General features: G+C 70.0%; 20 protein-coding genes. 6 read left to right on the top strand and 14 right to left on the bottom strand.

Annotated elements, in window-relative coordinates; translation table 11 throughout:
- Positions 1–48 precede the first annotated feature (48 nt).
- Both UA75_RS09110 and UA75_RS33755 read left to right on the top strand, forming a co-directional pair.
- Entirely contained in the window at positions 49–1,437 is a 1,389-nt protein-coding gene (locus tag UA75_RS09110; RefSeq protein ID WP_075739876.1) for a mycothione reductase, read from the top strand.
- A 144-nt stretch (positions 1,438–1,581) separates the two neighbouring features.
- On the top strand, positions 1,582–1,725 hold the full coding sequence (locus UA75_RS33755; RefSeq protein WP_198042973.1) for a hypothetical protein: 144 nt from the start codon (positions 1,582–1,584) through the stop codon (positions 1,723–1,725).
- A 27-nt stretch (positions 1,726–1,752) separates the two neighbouring features.
- On the opposite strand, the gene UA75_RS09105 is transcribed toward UA75_RS33755, so the two are convergent.
- Positions 1,753–3,072, bottom strand: coding sequence for a CynX/NimT family MFS transporter (locus tag UA75_RS09105; protein WP_232237690.1), 1,320 nt, complete (start codon positions 3,070–3,072; stop codon positions 1,753–1,755).
- Between the two features lie 48 nt (positions 3,073–3,120).
- Here UA75_RS09105 and UA75_RS09100 point away from each other — a divergent pair, with 48 nt between their 5' ends.
- The gene (locus UA75_RS09100; RefSeq protein ID WP_075739875.1) at positions 3,121–3,825 is read left to right on the top strand and encodes a FadR/GntR family transcriptional regulator; all 705 of its coding nucleotides are present in this window, start codon (positions 3,121–3,123) and stop codon (positions 3,823–3,825) included.
- Positions 3,826–4,000: 175 nt separating this feature from the next.
- Here UA75_RS09100 and UA75_RS09095 read toward each other — a convergent pair whose 3' ends face one another.
- From UA75_RS09095 to dxr, 9 genes are all read right to left on the bottom strand, one after another.
- The gene (locus UA75_RS09095; protein WP_075739874.1) at positions 4,001–4,381 is read right to left on the bottom strand and encodes a type II toxin-antitoxin system VapC family toxin; all 381 of its coding nucleotides are present in this window, start codon (positions 4,379–4,381) and stop codon (positions 4,001–4,003) included.
- Positions 4,378–4,623, bottom strand: coding sequence for a type II toxin-antitoxin system Phd/YefM family antitoxin (locus tag UA75_RS09090; RefSeq protein WP_075739873.1), 246 nt, complete (start codon positions 4,621–4,623; stop codon positions 4,378–4,380). The genes UA75_RS09095 and UA75_RS09090 overlap by 4 nt, the downstream gene beginning before the upstream one ends.
- Before the next feature lie 189 nt (positions 4,624–4,812).
- Positions 4,813–6,453, bottom strand: coding sequence for a cobyric acid synthase (locus UA75_RS09085; RefSeq protein WP_075743586.1), 1,641 nt, complete (start codon positions 6,451–6,453; stop codon positions 4,813–4,815).
- Between the two features lie 114 nt (positions 6,454–6,567).
- Positions 6,568–7,425 carry a type I methionyl aminopeptidase gene (gene map / locus UA75_RS09080; RefSeq protein ID WP_075739872.1) on the bottom strand — a complete coding sequence of 286 codons (858 nt, stop codon included), beginning with the start codon at positions 7,423–7,425 and terminating at the stop codon, positions 6,568–6,570.
- A gap of 295 nt (positions 7,426–7,720) precedes the next feature.
- Positions 7,721–8,086, bottom strand: coding sequence for a DUF3054 domain-containing protein (locus tag UA75_RS09075; protein WP_075743585.1), 366 nt, complete (start codon positions 8,084–8,086; stop codon positions 7,721–7,723).
- A 506-nt stretch (positions 8,087–8,592) separates the two neighbouring features.
- Positions 8,593–9,429, bottom strand: coding sequence for a GNAT family N-acetyltransferase (locus tag UA75_RS09070; RefSeq protein ID WP_075739871.1), 837 nt, complete (start codon positions 9,427–9,429; stop codon positions 8,593–8,595).
- 87 nt (positions 9,430–9,516) lie between these two features.
- A complete protein-coding gene (gene ispG, locus UA75_RS09065; protein WP_075739870.1) occupies positions 9,517–10,659 on the bottom strand; it encodes a flavodoxin-dependent (E)-4-hydroxy-3-methylbut-2-enyl-diphosphate synthase in 1,143 nt (380 codons plus the stop codon).
- A gap of 62 nt (positions 10,660–10,721) precedes the next feature.
- Positions 10,722–11,927: a M50 family metallopeptidase gene (locus tag UA75_RS09060; RefSeq protein WP_075743584.1), complete on the bottom strand. Its 1,206-nt coding sequence runs from the start codon at positions 11,925–11,927 to the stop codon at positions 10,722–10,724.
- 4 nt (positions 11,928–11,931) lie between these two features.
- Positions 11,932–13,188 carry a 1-deoxy-D-xylulose-5-phosphate reductoisomerase gene (gene dxr / locus UA75_RS09055; protein WP_075743583.1) on the bottom strand — a complete coding sequence of 419 codons (1,257 nt, stop codon included), beginning with the start codon at positions 13,186–13,188 and terminating at the stop codon, positions 11,932–11,934.
- A gap of 194 nt (positions 13,189–13,382) precedes the next feature.
- On the opposite strand from dxr, the gene UA75_RS09050 reads away from it, so the two are divergent.
- The gene (locus UA75_RS09050) at positions 13,383–13,661 is read left to right on the top strand and encodes a GlsB/YeaQ/YmgE family stress response membrane protein (protein WP_075739869.1); all 279 of its coding nucleotides are present in this window, start codon (positions 13,383–13,385) and stop codon (positions 13,659–13,661) included.
- Between the two features lie 172 nt (positions 13,662–13,833).
- Here UA75_RS09050 and UA75_RS09045 read toward each other — a convergent pair whose 3' ends face one another.
- The 4 genes from UA75_RS09045 to UA75_RS09030 form a co-directional block, all read right to left on the bottom strand.
- Positions 13,834–14,745 carry an ABC transporter permease gene (locus UA75_RS09045; RefSeq protein ID WP_083683047.1) on the bottom strand — a complete coding sequence of 304 codons (912 nt, stop codon included), beginning with the start codon at positions 14,743–14,745 and terminating at the stop codon, positions 13,834–13,836.
- Positions 14,742–15,605 carry an ABC transporter permease gene (locus tag UA75_RS09040; RefSeq protein ID WP_075739868.1) on the bottom strand — a complete coding sequence of 288 codons (864 nt, stop codon included), beginning with the start codon at positions 15,603–15,605 and terminating at the stop codon, positions 14,742–14,744. Before UA75_RS09040 ends, UA75_RS09045 begins: the two co-directional genes overlap by 4 nt.
- Entirely contained in the window at positions 15,602–16,774 is a 1,173-nt protein-coding gene (locus tag UA75_RS09035; RefSeq protein ID WP_075739867.1) for an ABC transporter substrate-binding protein, read from the bottom strand. The genes UA75_RS09040 and UA75_RS09035 overlap by 4 nt, the downstream gene beginning before the upstream one ends.
- A 264-nt stretch (positions 16,775–17,038) precedes the next feature.
- Positions 17,039–18,265, bottom strand: coding sequence for an ABC transporter ATP-binding protein (locus UA75_RS09030; protein WP_075739866.1), 1,227 nt, complete (start codon positions 18,263–18,265; stop codon positions 17,039–17,041).
- 201 nt (positions 18,266–18,466) lie between these two features.
- On the opposite strand from UA75_RS09030, the gene UA75_RS09025 reads away from it, so the two are divergent.
- Entirely contained in the window at positions 18,467–18,745 is a 279-nt protein-coding gene (locus tag UA75_RS09025; protein ID WP_075739865.1) for a DUF2631 domain-containing protein, read from the top strand.
- A gap of 411 nt (positions 18,746–19,156) precedes the next feature.
- Complete coding sequence (locus UA75_RS09020; RefSeq protein ID WP_075739864.1) at positions 19,157–19,642, top strand: beta-class carbonic anhydrase; 486 nt, start codon at positions 19,157–19,159, stop codon at positions 19,640–19,642.
- The last annotated feature ends 571 nt before the right edge of the window (positions 19,643–20,213 follow it).

Raw genomic sequence — 20,213 nt, 5'->3', positions numbered from 1 at the left:
CACCATCGGCTCAGACGACACGGACACACGAACAGTGGAGATGACGGCGTGCAGCACTTCGACCTTGCCATCGTGGGCACCGGATCGGGCAACTCGATCGTGGATGACCGATTCGCCGACTGGAACGTCGCGCTGATCGAGCGCGGCACCTTCGGCGGCACCTGCCTGAACGTGGGCTGCATCCCCACGAAGATGTTCGTGCACACCGCCGAACTGGCGGGCACGCCCGCCGCCTCGGCCGCGCTGGGCGTGGACTCCGAGTTGCAGGGCGTGCGCTGGCCCGACGTGCGCGACCGGATCTTCGGCCGCATCGACCCGATCGCGCAGGGCGGCAGGCGGTATCGGATCGAGGGCAGCCCGAACGTGACCGTGTTCGAGGGCACCGGCCGGTTCGTCGGCGACAAGACGCTGACCGTCACCGGTCGGGGTGCCGAGGAGCAGACGATCACCGCCGATCGGTTCGTGCTGGCGGCGGGCAGCAGGCCGGTCATCCCGGCGGTGCCGGGGATGGCCGAGGTCGGCGCCCACACCAGCGACACGATCATGCGGCTGGAGAAGCTTCCGGAGCGGATGGTGATCCTGGGCGGCGGGTTCATCGCCGCCGAACTGGCACACGTGTTCGGCTCCTTCGGCGTCGAGATCACGATGGTCACCAGGTCGGGGGCCCTGCTGCGGCACGAGGACCTCGACGTCTCCCGACGGTTCTCGGAGCTGGCCGCGGACCGGTGGGACGTGCGGTTCGATCAGACGATCACCAGCGTGGAGCGGCAGGGCGACCTCGTCCGCGTGCACTCCCAGGGTCCCGGCGGCGCCACCTGTGCCGAGGGCGAGGTCCTGCTGGTCGCGGCAGGCCGCGTGCCCAACTCCGATCTGCTGCGCCTGGACCGCACCGGGGTGCGGACCCACCCGGACGGCCGGGTGGTGGTGGACGAGTACCAGCGCACCGACGTCGAGGGGATCTGGGCGCTGGGCGACCTCAGCTCGGAGTACCAGCTCAAGCACGTCGCCAACCACGAGACGAGGATCGTCCAGCACAACCTGCTGCACCCCGAGGCGCCGAGGGCCTCCGATCACCGCTTTGTGCCGCACGCGGTGTTCTCCGCTCCGCAGGTCGCGTCGGTGGGGGTCAGTGAGCAGGAGGCGAAGATCCGGGGACTCCGCTACGTCACCGCGACCCAGGACTACGCGGACATCGCCTACGGCTGGGCGATGGAGGACACCACGGGCTTCTGCAAGCTGATCGCCGACCCCGACGACGGCAGGCTGCTGGGCGCACACATCATCGGTCCGCAGGCCTCGACACTGATCCAGCCGCTGATCCAGGCGATGAGCTTCGGTCTGGACGTGCGACGGATGGCGCGCGATCAGTACTGGATCCACCCAGCCATGCCGGAGCTCGTGGAGAACGCCCTGCTCAAGCTGCCGCTGCCCGGCTGAGCCGATCGAGGACCCGTCAGGAGCCCGGCGGGCGCCCCAGCAGACCCGCCGGGCGACGAGAACGGTTCACATACCGCACGATTGGGTAATCTCGACCTTGTCGGCGCATAGTGCCCGACGCAGTGCCGAAGAGGGGTTTGAGCCATGTCTTCCCTGTTCTCTCGAATCCAGGAGTTCGCCAAGAGCCCGAAGGCTCGCGAGGCCATCGACAAGGCCAAGGAGATGGCAAACGATCCCAAGAACAAGGAGAAGGTCCAGGGCTACCTGGCGAAGTTCCGCAAGAAGTGAGCACGGGCTCGTGAGTGCCGACCGTCGTCAGACGTAGCGAGGACGACCAGCGATCACGCCGAGGACGGTCTGCACCACCAGCACTCCCAGCACCATCAGCAACGACACGTCCCAGTCGCCGGTCGCGTCGTGCAGGAGCCCGAAGAGGAACGGTCCGGTGGCCGCGATCAGGTAGCCCAGACTCTGCGCCATCGCGGACATCCTGGCCGTCTCCGCCGACGACCTGGTCCGCAGCGAGATGAGCGTGAGTGCCAGCGGGAACACGGCCATGCCGATCCCGAGGGTCAACGCCCACAGCAGCGGCGCCCACAGCGGCGCGACGAGCAGCCCGAGGATGCCGACCGCGGCCAGGCCGCCCAGGCCCGCCGCCCACCACGACTGAGTCGGGCTGCGCGCGATGAGGGGCCCGGTGAGCAGGCTCATCGGCACCCCCACCACCATCACCACGGCCAGCAGGAGGCCCGCCGTCGCGGCGTCGTGCCCCACCGCCATGAGCACCTCCGGCAGCCAGCCCATCACCACGTAGGCGATCAGGGCCTGCGTGGCGAAGAACAGGGTGATGGCCCAGGCCAGCGGGCTGCGCAGCAGCGAACCCTGTCGATCCGGCGTGGTGGACGGCGCGGCGGGCGCGGCGGAGCGGTCATGGCGGGCGGCGACCGACCAGACGCACAGCGCGGCCAGCGCCAGCAGCGCCCAGGTGGCCAGCGGCAGCCGCCAGCCGTCGAACCACAATGCGAAGCGGGGCGTCAACGCGGAGCCGAGCGCACCGCCCGCCGCCATCGCCGAGGTGTAGATGCCGGTGGCCATGCCCATGCGGTGGGGGAACGACTCCTTGACCACCACGGGGACCAGCACGTTGCACAGCGCGATGGCGCCGCAGGCCAGAAAGGTGCCCGCCAGCACGGCCGAGGGGCCGTCCACGGCGCGGACCGTCAGCCCGACGGCGAGCACGGCCAACGCGAGCCCGATGCCTCGGGCCAGCCCTAAACGGCGGGCCAGGAAGGGCGCGGCCACCCCGGCCAGTCCGAAGCAGAGCGTCGGCACCGTGGTCAGCACGCTCGCCCAGGTCGTCGACTGGCCGAGGGAGGAACGGATCTCGCCGAGGACCGACGCGAGGCTGGTGACGGCCGGTCGCATGTTCGCGGCGGCGAGGGCGACGCCGATCAGCAGCAGCCCACTGCCGACGAGAGCGGTGTGGCCCTTGGCACCAGGCCGCCTGCCTGCCGCCGCGCCTGCGTCCGGGGCCACGGCGTCCTCGCCGGCCAAGACGGCCTGCTGTACGCCGCCCGGTTCGTCGGGGAGAATCCGATCATTCCAGGCTGGTGGTTCTCGTCGTTCCCAGGACACGCGGACTACTATGCCAAACATAGGATGTTCGGATGAAAGGACGTCGTTGTGCCGTTGGCCACCACTCGACGCACCGGGCTCGTCGACCAGGTCATCGAACAGCTTCGACTGCTGGTGACCAGTGGCGAATGGGCGATCGGCAGCCGGATACCCGCCGAGCCCGAACTGGTCGACGCACTCGGAGTCGGCCGGAACACGGTGCGGGAGGCGGTCCGGGCGCTGGCCCACGCCGGGCTGCTGGAGGTCAGACAGGGCGACGGCACCTTCGTCCGAGCCACCAGCGAGCTGTCCGGTGCCGTGCGCAGGCTGTGCGCATCGGAGCTGCGGGACGTGCTGGAGACGCGCCGAGCGCTGGAGGTCGAGGCGGCCCGGCTGGCCGCACTGCGCCGCACCGACGAGGAGCTGGACTCGCTCACCGAGACGCTTCGCCGACGTGACGCGGCGTTGGTCGCGGAAGACTGGGAGTCGATGGTGCGCATCGACACCGATTTCCATGCCCAGCTGGTCGCGTGTGCCCAGAACCCGGTGCTGACCGAGCTGTATCAAGGCTTCACCGAGGCGGTGCTGGCCAGCGTCGCGACCGGTGTCGCCATGGACAACGCGGCGGCGTGCGTCCAGCACGTGTCCCACAGCGCTCTCCTGGACGCGGTGCGCGACCACGACCCGGAACAGGCCGCCCGCGAGGCAGGCGGCTTCCTGGACGAGCAGCTCGACAGGCTCGGGGAGCCGGGCGAGCACACCGGCCGGTCCTGAACCTACGGCGCGGGCGCGCAGCGGCTGCTGCTCCACGGAGGGCCGCCGCCTAGGTGCCCTGTCGGGTGCTCCATGACAGCCGCCATCAGCCCGCCTCCTCGGTTCTCAACCGCCCCTATGCTCCCGGCACCTCGCCGAGACAGACTGCCCCCTGGCTCAGCGCCTTCGTCGCCGATCAGCCGACCGTGATCACCTTGACCTCGTAGGACTCCAACTTCGTGTCACCGGTGAGCAGCGTGAGCGACTCGCAGCGGGCCTGCGCGATCAGCAGGCGGTCGAACGGGTCACGGTGGTGGAGAGGCAGCCGGGCGACCTCCAGCCCGTGTGACACCGTCACCGGCATCTCGTCGAAGGCGTTCTTCGTGATGAGCTCCGCCAGGTCGCCCGGCACGCTGAGTTTGCCGATCGAACTCTTGGTCGCGATCTCGAAGGCACTGACCGCCGAGACGTACACCGTGTTGTCGACGTCGGCGATCAGCTCGGTCGCCTCCCTCGTGAGCCGCTCGTCGTCGAACAACCACCAGAGCAGCACGTTCGTGTCCAGCAGCACCCTCATCGAGAATCCCCGTAGAAGAGATCCACGACCTCATCCGGCGTCTCGTCGAAATCGGGGGCGATCCACCCCTTGCCCTTCCAGTCGCCGGGGGTCCGCCGCACGACCTCGTGCTTCGGCAGCGGCCCGAGGGCCGCCACCGGCCTGCCGTTCCGCGCGATGATCACCTTCTCGCCGCCAGCTGCCTGGTCGACCAGCCGCGACAACTGCGTCTTCGCCTCATAGAGGTTGACCTGGATCGTCATATCTCCACGGTACCGTTAGACCTAGTCTGGTCAAGTCGATTGCACGAGGCTGCCGCCCGTCCGCCCACGACAGCGACGCAGCGAGGCAGCGGCGCAGGGCAGCCGACCCCGGCCGCAACGACGTCGATCTGAAGCGAAGCTCGGCGCCTGGCCCGCATCGGGTGGCCACAGCCGGCGAGGTCACCGCCGCTAGGGCAATGCCCCCGGCGCCAGCAGCGGCAGCCCGGCCGGGGCGCCCTGCTCGAGGAGCCGGAGCAGCGCGTTGGTGTCCAGGTGTTCGTCCACCAGGTCGGCGAGCAGGTCGAGCTGCTGCTCGCGGGCGGCGCCGAACGAGGTGTCGGAGGCGACACGAAAGCCCGCCCGCCCGGCCTGGTCAGCGGCCCGGCGAAGGAAGGCGCGGCGGAAGGCGTCGTTCTCGAACAGGCCGTGCCAGTGCGTGCCCGCCACCGGCCAGGATGCCACGCCCTCCACTCGATCGTCCCCGGCCGCGTCGTCTTTCCCGCCGATGCCCACGCGGGCCGCCGCAGAATCCGCGCCCGCTCCGCGCGCCGCGTCTCCGACGTTTACCGCGTCCGCTCCGCGGGCCGAGGAGACCCGCTCCACCAGCGGCGCCAGCCCCGCCGCGCGCCTGCTGATCCGGCCGTGATGGATCTCGTAACCCGTCACCGGCTCACCCAGCGCGACACCCGTCGGCGTCCGCAGCGTCTTGGCGGCCTCGAAGGTGACCTCGAGGTCGAGCAGGCCCAGCCCCGGCACGGTGCCCCGGCGGGACTCGACCCGGTCGTCGATCGTGCGGGCCAGCATCTGAAAACCGCCGCACACGCCGAACACCGGCCTGCCCGCCTCGGCGTGCCGTCGAATCGCCTCGGCCAGCCCCGTCCGACGCAGCCAGTCCAGGTCGGCGACGGTGGACTTGGAGCCGGGGATCACCACGAGGTCGGCATCGGCCAGGCGAGAGGGCTCCTCGGCGAAGCGGACCGCGACGCCGGGTTCGCAGGCGAGTGCGTCCAGATCGGTCGGGTTGGACATCCTCGGCAGCCGAGGCACCGCCACCCGCAGCCAGGACTCCCCCAGCGGCGGCGCCGGTCGGCCCAACACGCCGTCGGTCGCGGTGGACAGCGAGTCCTCGGCATCCAGCCACAGTCCGTCCGACCAGGGCAGGACGCCGTAGACGGGCCTGCCGGTGAGGTCGGTGAGCGTCCGCAGCCCGGGTTCCAGCAGGCCGAGATCACCTCGGAACTTGTTGATCACGAAACCCGCGATCAGTGACTGATCGGTCGCGTCGAGCAGGGCCAGCGTGCCGTAGAGATGAGCGAAGACCCCGCCGCGATCGATGTCGGACACCACGATCACCGGCAGCCGCCCGGCGACGGCGAGCCCCATGTTCGCGAGGTCGCCCGCCCGGAGATTGATCTCGGCGGGCGACCCGGCGCCTTCGCAGATCACCACGTCGAACTCGGCGCGCAGCTCGGCGAGGCTCGTCCGCACCGCCTCGGCCAGCTCGGCACGGCGACGCCGGTACGACGCGGCGTCGACCTCGCCGATCACCGTCCCGTGCAGCACCACCTGGGAGCTGCGATCGCTGCCCGGCTTGAGCAGCACCGGATTGAAGCGGACGCTGGGCCGGAGCCCGGCCGCCGCAGCCTGCATGGCCTGTGCCCGGCCGATCTCGCCGCCGTCGACGGTGACCACCGAGTTGTTGGACATGTTCTGCGCCTTGAACGGCGCCACCCGCACCCCGCGCCGGGCCAGCCACCGGCACAGCCCGGCCGTCAGCACGCTCTTGCCTGCGTCGGAGGTGGTGCCCGCCACCAACAGCGCGCCGCCCAGGCCTCGATCAGCCACGGGGCGCCGACGAGAACTCACCGGGCGCCGCACTCATCGCCGCAGCGTACCGAACCGATCGACGCCGACCGCTGCCCCGTACGCCTGGTGCAGGCAGCCTCACGCCTGGGTGAGGATCTCCGCACCGTCGGCGGTGACCAGGATCGTGTGCTCGAACTGCGCGGTCCAGCTCTTGTCCTTGGTGGTGACGGTCCAGCCATCGTCCCAGATGTCGTAGTCGATGCCGCCGAGAGTGATCATCGGCTCGATCGTGAAGGTCATGCCCTCCTCGATCTCGGTGTCGACGTTCGGCTCGTCGTAATGCAGGATCACCAGCCCGCTGTGGAAGGAGCGGCCGATGCCGTGGCCGGTGAAGTCACGGACCACGCCGTAGTCGAACCGCTTCGCGTAGGCCTCGATGACGCGACCGATGACGTTGAGCCTGCGGCCCGGCCGGACCGCGCGGATCGCCCGGAGCGTCGCCTCGTGCGTGCGCTCCACCAGCAGGCGCACCTCCTCGGCGACCTCGCCCGCGAAGAAGGTGGCATTGGTGTCGCCGTGAACCTCGTCGAGGTAGGCGGTGACGTCGATGTTGACGATGTCGCCGTCCTCGATCACCGTCGAGTCGGGGATGCCGTGGCAGATGACCTCGTTGAGCGAGGTGCAGCAGGACTTCGGGAAGTTCCGATAGCCCAGCGTCGACGGGTAGGCGTTGTTGTCGCAGAGGAACTCGTGGATCACCCGGTCGATCTCGTCGGTGGTCACGCCCGGTGCGACCGTCTTGCCGCCCAGTTCCAGAGCCTGCGCCGCCAGTCGTCCCGCCACCCGCATCTTCTCGATCACCTCGGCGGACTGCACCCACGGGTCGGTATTGCGTGCCGGGGCGGGGCGGTCCACATACTCGGGTCGGGTGATGGCTGCGGGAACCGGCCTGCGGGGCGACTGCTGTCCAGGCCGAAGGGGGGAGCGAAGCGACATGCCCCCAGATTACGCAGCGCCGGGAACGGCGATCGGCGCCCCCGCTTCCCCAACCACCGTGAGCAGCCTCTCGTCGAGGTCGATGATCGCCCGGCGCGGAACACCGAAAGCCGGGATCGGCGGCCGACCGCACGCCGCTCCCGTTCGCCTGCGACGATCGAATCGGAGTCCGCGATACGTCTGAATTGAGTGGTTCAATAGCGAAACTCCCGGAGCCCGGAAGAATCGCTATGCCCGCACGTCAGAACATCATCCGGTACCCGCACTCGAACAAGAGCCTCCGCAGATCACCGATTCAGTCGCAACCTCGATCGAACATGACCGCCGCCGCCCGCCAACCGAGCATGAACAAGCCGAGAACAGTCGCTGTGACCAGCGCGAACGATACCGGCGGCACATTGACCGTGACCGCGCGAACCGCCAGTCCGCCCAACACCGCAGCCACCCAGACGCCGACGCCGACCGCCAGTCGAGTGGGCTCGCGCCAAGCCCTCGTCACCAACCAGCCGACGGCCAACCCGCCGAGAAACGGGACCGACGTCGTGACGACGTCACCGAGGCCTGCTGCCTCTTCATGATTACGTCGACCCACGAATGCGAACACCAGCACTGCCAACACGTCCACCGACGCGGCAGGCAGTGCCCGAGTGATCCGGGACACGAGCACCTCTTCATCTTGATTCGGCGAGAGAACACCTGATCGGTCTGGCGGCGCTGTCCTCGCCGAACTACTCCGTACGGTCCAGCAGGCCGTGCACGACGGGGAACCGTACTCCCCGTCGAATGCGTCGACACATCCGCCGTCCTCTTCGCCGTCCTCGGTGTTCCGCGATCAACACGGCGCAGGCCGCGCCGGGGGAGGGAGGCTTGGAAATTCGCAGGTCACGGTGTTCCTACTCGACCGATGCCGCGATCGGGGCCGACAGCGGGCATCGGGCCCAGACCGAACGGACGGGGTCGGCATCGACAGGTCAGCGAGCGAAGCCGGGCACCACGCCGGGGGACGCCCGCGACACACCGGGCCGGGCGGGCAGACGACCGCCGCAGGCGACCGGCCGACGACCACCACCCGAGTCTGCGGCGACGGGTCGTATCGCCCGAGCCAGGAGGAGTCGCCGCCGCGCGAGTCCGCAGCACGGGTAGCACCGTGCCTGCGGCCTGCACGGCTCAGACCAGCACGGTGCCGAATCTTCCGACGGTCTGGAAGCCGATCCGCTCGTAGACCCGCCGAGCGACGTGGTTGTACCCGTTGACGTACAGGCTGGCCGTCCGGCCGAGCCTGGTGACCAGGTGGTCGACCACGGCCGCCGTGCCGTGCACGCCCAGACCGCGACCCCGATGGTCGGGGTGCACCCACACGCCCTGGATCTGCCCCACTCGCGAGGACAAGGCGCCGATCTCCGCCTTGAACACGACTTCGTCGCCCTCGAACCGGGCGAACGCCCGGCCGCCCGCGACGAGTTCGACCACCCGTGCCCGGTAGGACGCGCCGCCGTCCTCGATCCGAGGATCGACGCCGACCTCCTCGATGAACATCGCGATCGCCGCAGGAAGGTAGCGCTCCAGATCCTCCGGACGCACGCGCCGGACCAGTGGATCGGGACTCATCCTCGGCGCCGTGGGGATGGCGAGCAGCGGCTGGTCCGGGCGGATGTCCCTGGCAGGTCCCCACGCAGGCTCCAGCTCACGCCAGAGGCCCAGCACCTGTTCGGCGGGACCGACCAGCGAGGAGCAGAATCGCCGACGGCGCAGCGCCCGATCGGCGAAGGCCCGCAGCGCGGCCCGCCCGCCGCGCAGCGGGATGAGGTTCGCTCCGGAGAAGCAGAGCCCGTTGAGCCGAGATCCGACGCCCCACAGTTCGCCGCCCAGGCGCCAGGGGTCGAGGCCGGTCGCCTCCACCCTGGCCGCGACCATGCAGGCCGCGACCGGGTCGAGGGCGATCGCCGACCGGATCGCGCCCCCGTCTCGTTCGTCGAGCAGCCGAGCACCGGCGAGCCTCAACACGCCGTCAAGAGTGCCAGAGGCCACTGATCGCACGGCGACGCGGGTCGGCACCGGTGATCTTCGCCGGGACCGTCCGGCCCCGTGAGGTCAGCTGACCGTCACGCTGGGCTCGCCGGTGTCCTCCATCGTCTCGGCGATGCGCATCGCCTCTTCGATCAACGTCTCGACGATCTGGTGCTCCGGCACGGTCTTGATGACCTTGCCCTTGACGAAGATCTGTCCCTTGCCGTTGCCGGAGGCCACCCCGAGGTCGGCCTCGCGCGCCTCGCCGGGGCCGTTGACGACACAGCCCATCACCGCGACGCGCAGCGGCACCTCCATGCCCTCCAGGCCTGCGGTGACCTCCTCGGCGAGGGTGTAGACGTCGACCTGCGCCCGGCCGCACGAGGGGCAGGAGACGATCTCCAGCTTGCGCGGCCGCAGATTCAGCGACTGGAGGATCTGGGTGCCGACCTTGATCTCCTCGACCGGCGGCGCCGAGAGCGACACACGGATGGTGTCGCCGATGCCCTGTCGCAGCAGCGCGCCGAAGGCCACGGCCGACTTGATGGTGCCCTGGAACGCGGGCCCCGCCTCGGTCACGCCGAGGTGCAGCGGGTAGTCGCACGCCTCGGACAGCAGCTCGTACGCGCGGACCATCACGACCGGGTCGTTGTGCTTGACCGAGATCTTGATGTCGTGGAAGTCGTGCTCGGCGAACAGGCTCGCCTCCCACAGCGCCGACTCGACCAGTGCCTCCGGAGTGGCCTTGCCGTGCTTGGCCAGCAGCCGAGGGTCCAGCGAGCCCGCGTTCACGCCGATCCTGATCGGCGTGCGGTGGTCCTTGGCCGCCTGGGCGATCTCCTTGACCTTGTCGTCGAACTTCTTGATGTTCCCCGGGTTCACCCGCACGGCGGCGCAACCTGCCTCGATGGCGGCGAACACGTACTTGGGCTGGAAGTGGATGTCGGCGATCACCGGGATCTGCGACTTGCGCGCGATCGCGGGCAGCGCGTCGGCGTCGTCCTGTGTCGGGCACGCGACGCGGACGATGTCACAGCCGGAGGCGGTCAGCTCGGCGATCTGCTGCAGAGTGGCGTTGACGTCCGCCGTCACCGTCGTCGTCATCGACTGCACCGAGATCGGAGCGTCCCCACCGACCTGCACCGTTCCGACCTGCAACGATCGGGTCTTACGTCGTGGCGCCAGCACCGGCGGCGGCGCCGCAGGCATCCCTAGATCGACGCTCATCGAATCCTCTCCGCGATTCGGTCGGTAAGCGACCCGCCCGTGACGAGCGGGCCGCTACCAGCCTACTGGGTGAGCCGCAAGGGGTTGACGATGTCCGCCGTCAGGGTCAGGAGCACGAAGGCACCGCCGATCACGACCGCTGCATAGGTGATCGGCAGCAGCTTGGTGTAGTCCACCGGCCCGCCTCGGGGCTTGCCCCGCCAGCCGCGCACCATGTCCCGGACCCGCTCATAGACGTTGACCGCGATGTGTCCGCCGTCCAACGGCAGGAGTGGCAGCAGGTTGAACACGCCGACGAAGAAGTTCAGGGTCGCCAGCAGCAGAAGGAACAGCTCCCACAGGCCCTGATCGACCGCGTCGCCGCCGATGATGCTGGCCCCGACGACGCTCACCGGGGTGTTCATGTCGCGCTCGCCGCCGAAGATGGCGGTGAACAGGGCGGGAATCCGCTCGGGCAACTCCAGCAGCCGCTGGAAGGTCTCGACGAACATGGTGCCGGTGAAGTCGACGGTCGCGGGCACGGCGGCCAGGCCCTCGTAATGGAAGGTCGCGGCCTGGCCGAGGCCGACGGCCCCCACCGACTCCAGGCCATCGCCGCCGTCCAGCGGCAGCCGCTGGACCGTGGCGACGTCCACGGTGACCGTCTGTTCCTCGCCGCCCCGGACGATGGTGAACTCGGTCGGCCCCTCGGCGTCGCGCGTCTGCTCGAGCACGTCGGTGTAGAGCGGGGTCGCGCTGCCCGCGACGGCGATGATCTCGTCACCGGGCTGGATGCCCGCGTCGCGGGCGGGCGCCGGGTCGCCCGGCGCACAGGGCACGAGCTGGCCGCTCTCCGGGTCCTGATCGCTGACGCAGTCGCTGATCACGCCGACGGACGCCCGGCCGTCGATGTTGGGCAGGCCCATGCTGAAGGCCATGATCAGCAGGATCAGAAAGCCGAGGACGAAGTGCACCAGCGAGCCCGCTGAGAGCACGATGACCCGCTGCCAGACGGGCTTGTTGTACATCGCCCGGCTGGTCTCGCTCGGGTCGACCTCCTCCAGCGCCGTCATGCCGACGATCCGGCAGTAGCCGCCCGCCGGGATGGCCTTGAGCCCGTACTCGGTCTCACCACGGCGGAAGGAGAAGATCTTCGGGCCGAATCCGACGAAGTACTCCGTGACCTTCATCTTGAAGGCCTTGGCCGCGGCGAGGTGGCCGAACTCGTGCAACGCGATGGAGATCCCGATCCCCAGCGCGAAGAGGATGACCCCGATTGCAAAGGCCACGTCGTCAGTCCCTTTCAGCCGCGGCGCCGCCGACGGCGACACCCAGAAGTTCACCGGCGCGAGCTCTGGCCCAGTCCTCGGCCGCCGACACGTCGTCGATGTCGGCGGGGTCGGCCCGCCAGCCGTCCGCCTCGCTCAGCACCTCGGTGACAGTGTCCACGATGGCGGTGAAATCGGTGCGACCTTGCAGGAATGCCCCGACGGCCTCCTCATTGGCGGCGTTGTACACCGCAGGAAGACAGCCGCCCGCCGCGCCTGCCGCCTTCGCCAGCCGCACCGAGGGGAACGCGACGTCGTCCAACGGCTCGAAGGTCCAGGCGCTCGCCTCGTCGAACCGGCAGGCAGGCGAGGCGCCCGGAACGCGGTCGGGCCAGCCCAGCGCCACCGCGATGGGCAGCTTCATGCTCGGCGGGCTCGCCTGGGCGAGGGTGGAGCCGTCGACGAAGGTCACCATGGAATGCACGATCGACTGCGGATGGACCACCACGTCGATGCGGTCATAGGGGACCCCGAACAGCAGGTGCGCCTCGATGACCTCCAGGCCCTTGTTCACCAGAGTGGCGGAGTTCACGGTGATGACCGGGCCCATCGACCACGTCGGGTGCGCCATCGCCTGCTCGACCGTGACGTCGGCCAGTTCCGCCCGCGTCCGCCCCCGGAAGGGCCCGCCCGACGCGGTGACGACCAGCCGGTCCACCTCCTCGGCCCGGCCGCCGCGCAATGCCTGGGCCAACGCGGAGTGCTCGGAGTCCACCGGTACGAGCTGGCCGGGGGCCGCCGCGTCGAGGACCAGGGAGCCGCCCGCGATCAGGGACTCCTTGTTCGCCAGCGCCAGGGTGGCCCCGGTCCGCAGCGCGGCGAGGGTGGGGACGAGCCCTCGGGAGCCGTCGATCGCATTGAGCACCACGTCGGCGGGCGTGGTCTCGATCAGCTCCACGACGGCCTGCGGCCCGGCGAGGATGCGGGGCATCCGGAACTCGCCGCGCGAATAGCCGCGGCGCTGAGCCTCCGCGTAACAGGCGAGTTGCAGGTCTTCCACGGCGGTGGCGCGGGCCACCGCCACGGCGGCGACGCCGAACTCCAGTGCCTGGGCGGCCAGGGCGGCTGGGTCACCTCCGCCCGCCGCCAGTCCGACGACCCGGAACCTCGCCGGGTCGAGGCGGGCCACTTCGAGTGCCTGGACGCCGACCGAGCCTGTGGAGCCCAGCAGCAGTACGTCACGGCGAGTGGCGGAACCGTCTGAAGTCGCGAGAACGTGCATCGCCGACATTCTCTTACGACCCTGGTCGGGCGCCGGAATCGGGCGGTCGCAGGCGCCTCGAGGCGGCCGCCACCATGGTCACGAAAAGATAACGAGCCCGGCGCCTGGTGAATTCACACGAATGACGTGCCCCCGTCTGGGTACTCCCGTGTCAGCGGCGCAGACGACGCCCGAAGCATGGAAGGAGTACACCGATGGGCATCCTCGGTTGGATCGTGCTGGGGCTTCTGGCAGGCGCCATCGCCAAGGCGGTCATGCCAGGCAAGGACCCCGGCGGCATCGTGATGACGATGGTCCTCGGAGTGGTAGGAGCCCTCCTCGGCGGTTGGGTGGGAAGCGCACTCTTCGGCACCGGTACGGAGGACTTCTTCAGCATTCAGACCTGGATCGTCGCCATTCTCGGCTCGATCGTGCTGTTGGCCATCTATCGCATGGTCGTGGGACGCCGTGGATCACCTCGGGCGCACGCCTGAGCTGGTCCTCGACTACGGAAGGGATCGCGGTGCCTTACGGCGCTCGCGGTCCCTTCCGCGTGTCCGGGGTCGCGGGCCGAGGTCCCGCCTCCTGACGGCGCAGTCCAGTTCGCGCCCCGGGAGGATGCGCGACGCCCGGAGGCGATCCCCGTGCGGCAGCGCCCCGAGGGGGTCACGAGGCAGTGGACAGGACGTCTCGCGCGGCCGACCGCCCGGCCCGACGAGCCCGCAACACGGTGACCAGCACGCCGAGGAGCAGCACCGCGGCGGAGGCGGCCACCATGGCCGTCGACAGGGCCACCACTTCGGGGGACACCCCGCGCCGAGCCTGCCCGTAGACGAACACCGGCAGCGTCGTCGAGCCGACCCCGGTGAGATATCCCGAGGTCACGACGTCGTCGAAGGACAGCACGAAGGCGAAGGCCGCGCCTGCGCCGACGGCCGGGGCGATCAACGGCAGCGTGACCGTGCGCCAGCGCGTCAGCGGACCGGCCCCCAGATCGGCGGCCGCCTCCTCGATCCTCGGATCAAGGCCCGCCAGACGGGCCCGCACCACGACCACGACATAGCTGAGCGAGAACGTGACGTGCGCGAGCAGCAGCGCGCCGAAGCCGAGCGGAATGCCCAGCAGCTGCACGCAGAACGCCAACAGACTCACCCCGAGCACCACCTCGGGCACCACCAGGGGCAACGCCAGCACCGTCGTCCACAGGCCGCGCCCCCGGAACGCCCGCCGCAGGCCGAAGGCCGCGAGAGTCCCGATGAGGGTGGCGATCACCGCGCTGACCGCTGCCAGCCGCAGGGACAGCAGCAGCGCCGACATCACCCGCTCGTCGTTCGCCAGTTCGACGTACCAGCGCAGGGAGAAGCCGGTGAGGGTGCTCAGCGTCCGTGAATCGTTGAACGAGACCAGCGCCAACCACAGGATCGGCGCGTACAGGAAGACGTAGACCGCGACCGCCGCCGCGCCGAGCCGCCAGGGCCGTCGAACGGCACGTCGCCGCCCGACCGGTCGCCCGTCCGCCCGGCGGGCCCCCGAGTCGCTCCCCTGGCTCCGCCGCCCGAGCCGAGGCGCTGCGCTCACAGGACGTCCTCTCCCCTGCGGCCGCGCGCCAGCAGCGCGACCACCACCAGGATCAGCAGCAGCACCGCCATCGCCGAGCCGAGCGGCCAGTTGTTGCCGCCGCCGAACTGGTCGTCGACGACGCTGCCGAAGGTGCTCTGGTCGACGCCGCCGAGGAGGCTCGGCGTCACGAAGTCCCCGGCGGCAGGCACCAGGACCAGCAGCGCCCCCGCGAGGATGCCCGGCAGCACGCCGGGGAGAACGACGCGGAAGAACGTCCCCAGTCTGCCGTGCCCCAGGTCGTAGGAGGCCTCCACGAGCTGGTGGTCGAAGCGCACGCAGGCCACGTAGAGCGGCAGCACCATGAACGGGAGGAACCCGTAGGTCAGGCCCAGCACCACCGCCGTGTCGGTGAGCAGGTAGCCGCCCGCCCGTCCGAGGCCGACGAGGTCGAGCAGCCGATTGATCGGGCCGTCGCCGTCGAGCAGCGCCTTCCACGCGTAGACCCTGGCCAGATAGCTCGCCCAGAACGGGATCAGCACGAGCGCGAGCAGCACCGTGCGGAACCGACCACCGTGTCGGGCGATGAACCACGCCAGCGGAAAAGCGAGCACCAGGCACGCCGCCGTGGTCACGGTCGCGTAGACGAGGGTGCGCCAGAAAATCGGCAGGAACGCCGGGTCCAGCGCGGTTCGATAGGGCAGCGTCGTCCAGGGCAGCACGGCTCGTGCCGCGCCGGTGTCCCTGGTCGCGAAGCTGAACTGCACCACGAGTGCCAACGGGACCAGCAGGAACAGGACCAGCCACAACGCCGCGGGCCCCAGCTGTCCCGCCGTGGCCAGCCCCCGCGCGATCCCGCGCCGCGAGCGCGGGCCCGTCACCCGGTCTTCACCCTGGTCCAGGCGTCCGCGTAGCGGGCCTCCACCTCGGGGCCGAGATCGGCGGTGAACGGCAGTCTGGCCAGCTCCTCCTCTGACGGGTAGATCAGCGGATCGTCCCGCAGCGCCGGATCGATCAGCGGCAGGGCGGCCTCGTTGGGGCTGCCGTACTGGATCTCCTCCGCCAGCCGCGCCCCGACCTCGGGCTGCAGGATGTGGTCGATGAAGCGGTGGGCGTTCTCGGCGTGCGGTGCGTCCCTCGGAATGCACAACACGTCGACCCAGGACAGCCCGCCCTCCGCTGGAATCACATAGGCCAGGTCGGGATTGGCCTCCTGGGCCTGGAACACGTCCCCGGAATAGGCCTGGGCCAGCGGTGCCTGGCCGGAGGACAGCGGCTCGATGACGTCCGAGGTGATCTGACCGAGCCTGCTCTTCAGGTCCAGCAGGTACTCCACCGCCTCGTCCAGGTCGGCGGGCTCGGTGGAGTTCGGATCGTGTCCCAGCGCCAACATGCCCAGCGCCAGGCCGTCGCGAGCCTCGTCGAGCAGGATGCTGCGGCCCCGCGCCGTGGGCAGGTCGAAGGCCGACAGGCTGGTCACCTCCGCACCCAGCTCGGCGGGCGAGTAGGCCAGCCCGGTCGTGCCCCAGGCCCACGGAACGGAGTAGCGGTTCCCTGGGTCGTAGTCGGCGTCGCGGAAGCGACTCCCCAGGTTGTCGAGATTGGTCAACAGGTCCTGATCGAGGGGGCGCAGCAGATCGGAGCGCAGGAACCTCCGCAGGAAGTTGTCGGTGGGGACCACCAGGTCGTACCCGGCCGCGCCCGAGGCGATCTTGGCCTCCAGTTCGTCGTTGGAGCTGAAGTTGTCGTAGACGACCCGGATGCCGGTCTCCTCCTGGAAGCCGGGGATGGTGTCCTCGTCGATGTAGTCGGTCCAGTTGTAGAGGTTGAGCACCGGCTCGTCGACGTCGTTGCGCACGGACGAGGAGTCCGGCGAGGCGGAGTCGGACGGGGACGGCGCGGCGCCCACTCCGCAGGCCGCCGCTCCCTGCGCGGCCACCGCGAAGAAGGCCATCGACCTCAACATCGATCGGCGCGTGAGGCGCGGGCTGCCCCCGTCCCACAGTCGTGCGATCCGCACCGCCGGTCGTCCGTCCTGCTCGGATGCCATGTCGCATCCACCTCCCTCACCGTGTTTCGTCCCGTGCCGTGTTCGTGCTGTGCCGTGTTCGTGCCGTGCTCGGCGCCCCGGTCAGCGTCGACTCGACGCGGGGGCCGTTCGATGTGCGCGAACGCGCGGTGTCGCGGCGCGTTCGCCGGGCCGGTCACCCTCGTGGCGCCGATCCGCTCCGCGCCGTCGAGCCGCAGGCAGGCATGGACTCGGATCGCGCCGCCGAGCCCGCCCTCCCTGCGCCTGTCACTCCCTCGATCGGTGTCATGGTCCCGCCTCCGCCGCGCCGTGGTCGTCGAGATCGGCGTCGTCGGCCAGCAGCACGCTGTGCTCGGGGTCCCAGGCCAGCAGCACGGGCTGGCCCGGACCGCCCGCATCGCTGATCCGCCGGGTGTTCTGCACGAACGCCACCAGGGTGTCCCCGCCCGTCGCGGGGACCCGCACCAGATACTGGGTGGACACGCCGGTGTAGACGATGTCGACGACGGTGCCCGGCAGCAGGCACCAGCCCGAGGGCGGCGCCACCGATCCGTCCACGTCGTAGACGTGCACCTTCTCCGGCCGGACCGTCAGTGCCACGCGGCTGCCCGCCCGGGCGGCGGTCCCGGCAGGCAGCGTCGCGCGCAGGCGCGCACCCGGACCCACCCGCAGCTCCAACAGGTCGGCGGCCGCGTCGTGCCCGACGACCTCGCTGTCCAGGATGTTCGTCGTGCCCGTGGCGGAGGAACGCAGGAAGCTCGCGACGAACCTGCTGGCCGGGCGCTCGTAGACGTCCTCGGGGTAGCCGACCTGCCGGATGCGTCCGCCCGCGAGCACGGCGAGGCGATGCGAGAGGACCAGTGCCTCCTCCTGATCATGGGTGATGTAGAGGAAGGTCGTGCCGACCTCGCGTTGAATACGCATCAGCTCGACCTGCATCCGCCCGCGAAGCTGAGCATCCAGCGCGCCGAGCGGCTCGTCGAGGAGCAGCACACGCGGGCGAGCGGCCAGTGCCCTCGCCACCGCGACCCGTTGTTGCTGGCCGCCGGAGAGCTGGTGCGGCCTGCGCCGGGCGAAACCGGACAGTTGGACGAGCTCCAGATGTTCGCCGACCCGTCGCCGCAGCTCACCCCCGCGCAGCCCCTTGCGGCGCAGCGCATAGGCCACGTTGTTCCAGACGTCCAGGTGCGGGAACAACGCATAGGACTGGAACACGGTGTTGACGTCGCGCCGGTACGGCGGCACGCCGACCATGTCGACGCCGTCGAGTTCGATGGTCCCGCGCTCGGGGTCGGCGAAGCCTGCAATCATCCGCAGCAGGGTCGTCTTGCCGCTGCCGGACGGCCCGAGGATCGAGAAGAACTCGCCCTCGTGCACCCGCAGCGAGAGATCGTCGAGCACGATCTGGTCCCCGTAACGTCGGGTGACCCCGGACAACGCGACCGCGACCGGGGCGAAGGTGTCGGGGGTGCGCTGTTCTCGGGGATGGAACTCCGCCGACTCGTCGGTCACAGGCACACACCTCGGCAGGGACAGCGGGGGACTGGGGCCGTCGGCATCGGGTCACGGCCCGGTCGACGCGCCGCAGCGTAGACGAGACCCTCCTACCGCAGACAGTCACCGGCGGACAGCCCAGGCTGATCGGGGTCACGACGCCCCCGTATGCGACGATACGTGGGCAACCTACTCGATCGTGTTCGTGGTGGAGGGAACGTGGCCGCTCGTTCTGCAAGGTCCTCGTCGGCAGTGGAGAAGCGTCCCGCCACGACCGTCGACCCCCATGAGGAGCCCTCGGCCGAATGGGGCTGGCACGGCGGCTTCCCCGTCGGCACGCGGGTGGCAGGCTGGGTGGGCGCCCTCTCCGTGTTCGCCATGCTGATCGGCAACCACGAGGGTCACACCGAGGACCTCTGGCTGATCTTCCTCGGCGCAGGCATGGTCGCCGCGCTGATCTGGGACCAGGTCCGCCGCCGGACCTCCTGGCGTAACTGAGCCCGGCTCGGGGCGACGCACGGCGCTACCCGGTCACCATGCGCCAGGGATTGCCGGGAACGGCGTGCACCAAAGAGTGGTTCAAGCCACCATCGAGCTCATGACCAGCAGCGTTTCCGCTCAACGCTTGCGTCTTTGCGTCGTCCTCTGTTGACTTCTCCGCGTGCACTTCAGACGTCGACCCGCGCGACCCGCGCCCGGGTCGACGTCTCGGGCCGATGATGCCCCGCCGCGCACAGTCCCGTCCCGACTCATCGGGTCGGCAGCTCCCTCCGCGACGGCCGCCCGCCGGGTGGCTATGGGCAGTCCGCAAGCCCGTCGACGTCACCGAGCAGCACGGCGTCGTCGATTGCCGTCCATCCCCGCCGCGACGGAAGCTCGACCGGCCCGGCACAGCGATGGAGAGCGATCATGAGAGTCACCGACGAGCTGATCACGAACAACAAGGCCTACAGCGCGTCCTTCGGCCTCAAACTGCCGCTGCCGCCCGCCCTGAAACTCACCGTGGTCGCCTGCATGGACTCGCGACTCGACGTGTTCGAGATGCTGGGACTCCGCCTCGGCGACGCCCACATCATCCGCAACGCAGGCGGCGTGATCACCGACGACATGATCCGCTCCGTGGTGATCAGCCAACGGATGCTGGGCACCGAGGAGATCATCCTCATCCATCACACCGACTGCGGGATGCTCACGTTCACCGACGACGAGCTGAAGTCCGAGATCCTCGCCGAGACCGGCATCAAGCCGGAATGGGCCGCCGAGGCCTTCGACGACCTCGACGGCGACGTCCGGCAGTCCATCAAGCGCATCCAGACCAACCCCTTCATCGAACACAAGAACGTTCGAGGATTCGTCTTCGACGTCGAGACCGGGGCGCTGCGCGAAGTCGTGTGACGGCGCGCGGGCCGTCGAACGAGCGCGGGCTACCGCTCCGATCGACCGGGATCGGATGACGGCGGACCAGCGAGACGTTCCGTGCTGGTCTGGGCCTCGTATCCTCCCGGGTCGCGCCTCGCCGAACCCCGGGAACGCGGTCCGGCGGGCTCGGCCCGTTCTAGCCCTCGATCGGCCCACCGTGTCGCCGTGTGGACGTCGGCGATCGGCACGGTGGGCCGCTCAGCGGCGCGGTGAAGCGTCGGGGAACCACCGGCCGGGCGTTTCGGCAGGCAGGTTCCGCTGCCGGGAGGCCACGGAGGGGTGCCGCTCCGGCAGCCCGACGCCGCCTCGAACGAGCGCTCCGGCGCTGTGACTTCGGCCGGATGGACCCCGTCCCGTGCTCCGGCGCCTGCGAGTCCGTCTCGCCCGGCCAGGATAGGCAGGTACCGGGGTGGGATGTCGGGCCTGGTTCGTCCGGATCACCGGCCCGAAGCGGTCCTGAGGGCACAGGGCGACAGGCCCGCCGCACCGGTCAAGGAGGCGAGAGCCGGTGCGAAGGTCGCCCCCACAGTTCGAGGGGGCAGGCCCG

Origin of the sequence: Actinoalloteichus sp. GBA129-24 (genome assembly GCF_001941645.1) — a bacterium.
Taxonomy (GTDB): domain Bacteria; phylum Actinomycetota; class Actinomycetes; order Mycobacteriales; family Pseudonocardiaceae; genus Actinoalloteichus_A; species Actinoalloteichus_A fjordicus.
Note: the sequence above shows the minus strand (reverse complement) of the source record. Positions and strands in the feature narration are given on the sequence as shown.

Coding starts and splice junctions, on each gene's coding strand:
- map (WP_075739872.1), bottom strand. CDS start 7,425: ATGTCGCTTCGCTCCCCCCTTCGGCCTGGACAGCAGTCGCCCCGCAGG.
- UA75_RS09050 (WP_075739869.1), top strand. CDS start 13,383: ATGGGCATCCTCGGTTGGATCGTGCTGGGGCTTCTGGCAGGCGCCATC.
- UA75_RS09035 (WP_075739867.1), bottom strand. CDS start 16,774: ATGGCATCCGAGCAGGACGGACGACCGGCGGTGCGGATCGCACGACTG.
- UA75_RS09020 (WP_075739864.1), top strand. CDS start 19,157: ATGAGAGTCACCGACGAGCTGATCACGAACAACAAGGCCTACAGCGCG.
- dxr (WP_075743583.1), bottom strand. CDS start 13,188: ATGCACGTTCTCGCGACTTCAGACGGTTCCGCCACTCGCCGTGACGTA.
- UA75_RS09090 (WP_075739873.1), bottom strand. CDS start 4,623: ATGACGATCCAGGTCAACCTCTATGAGGCGAAGACGCAGTTGTCGCGG.
- UA75_RS09095 (WP_075739874.1), bottom strand. CDS start 4,381: ATGAGGGTGCTGCTGGACACGAACGTGCTGCTCTGGTGGTTGTTCGAC.
- ispG (WP_075739870.1), bottom strand. CDS start 10,659: ATGAGCGTCGATCTAGGGATGCCTGCGGCGCCGCCGCCGGTGCTGGCG.
- UA75_RS33755 (WP_198042973.1), top strand. CDS start 1,582: ATGTCTTCCCTGTTCTCTCGAATCCAGGAGTTCGCCAAGAGCCCGAAG.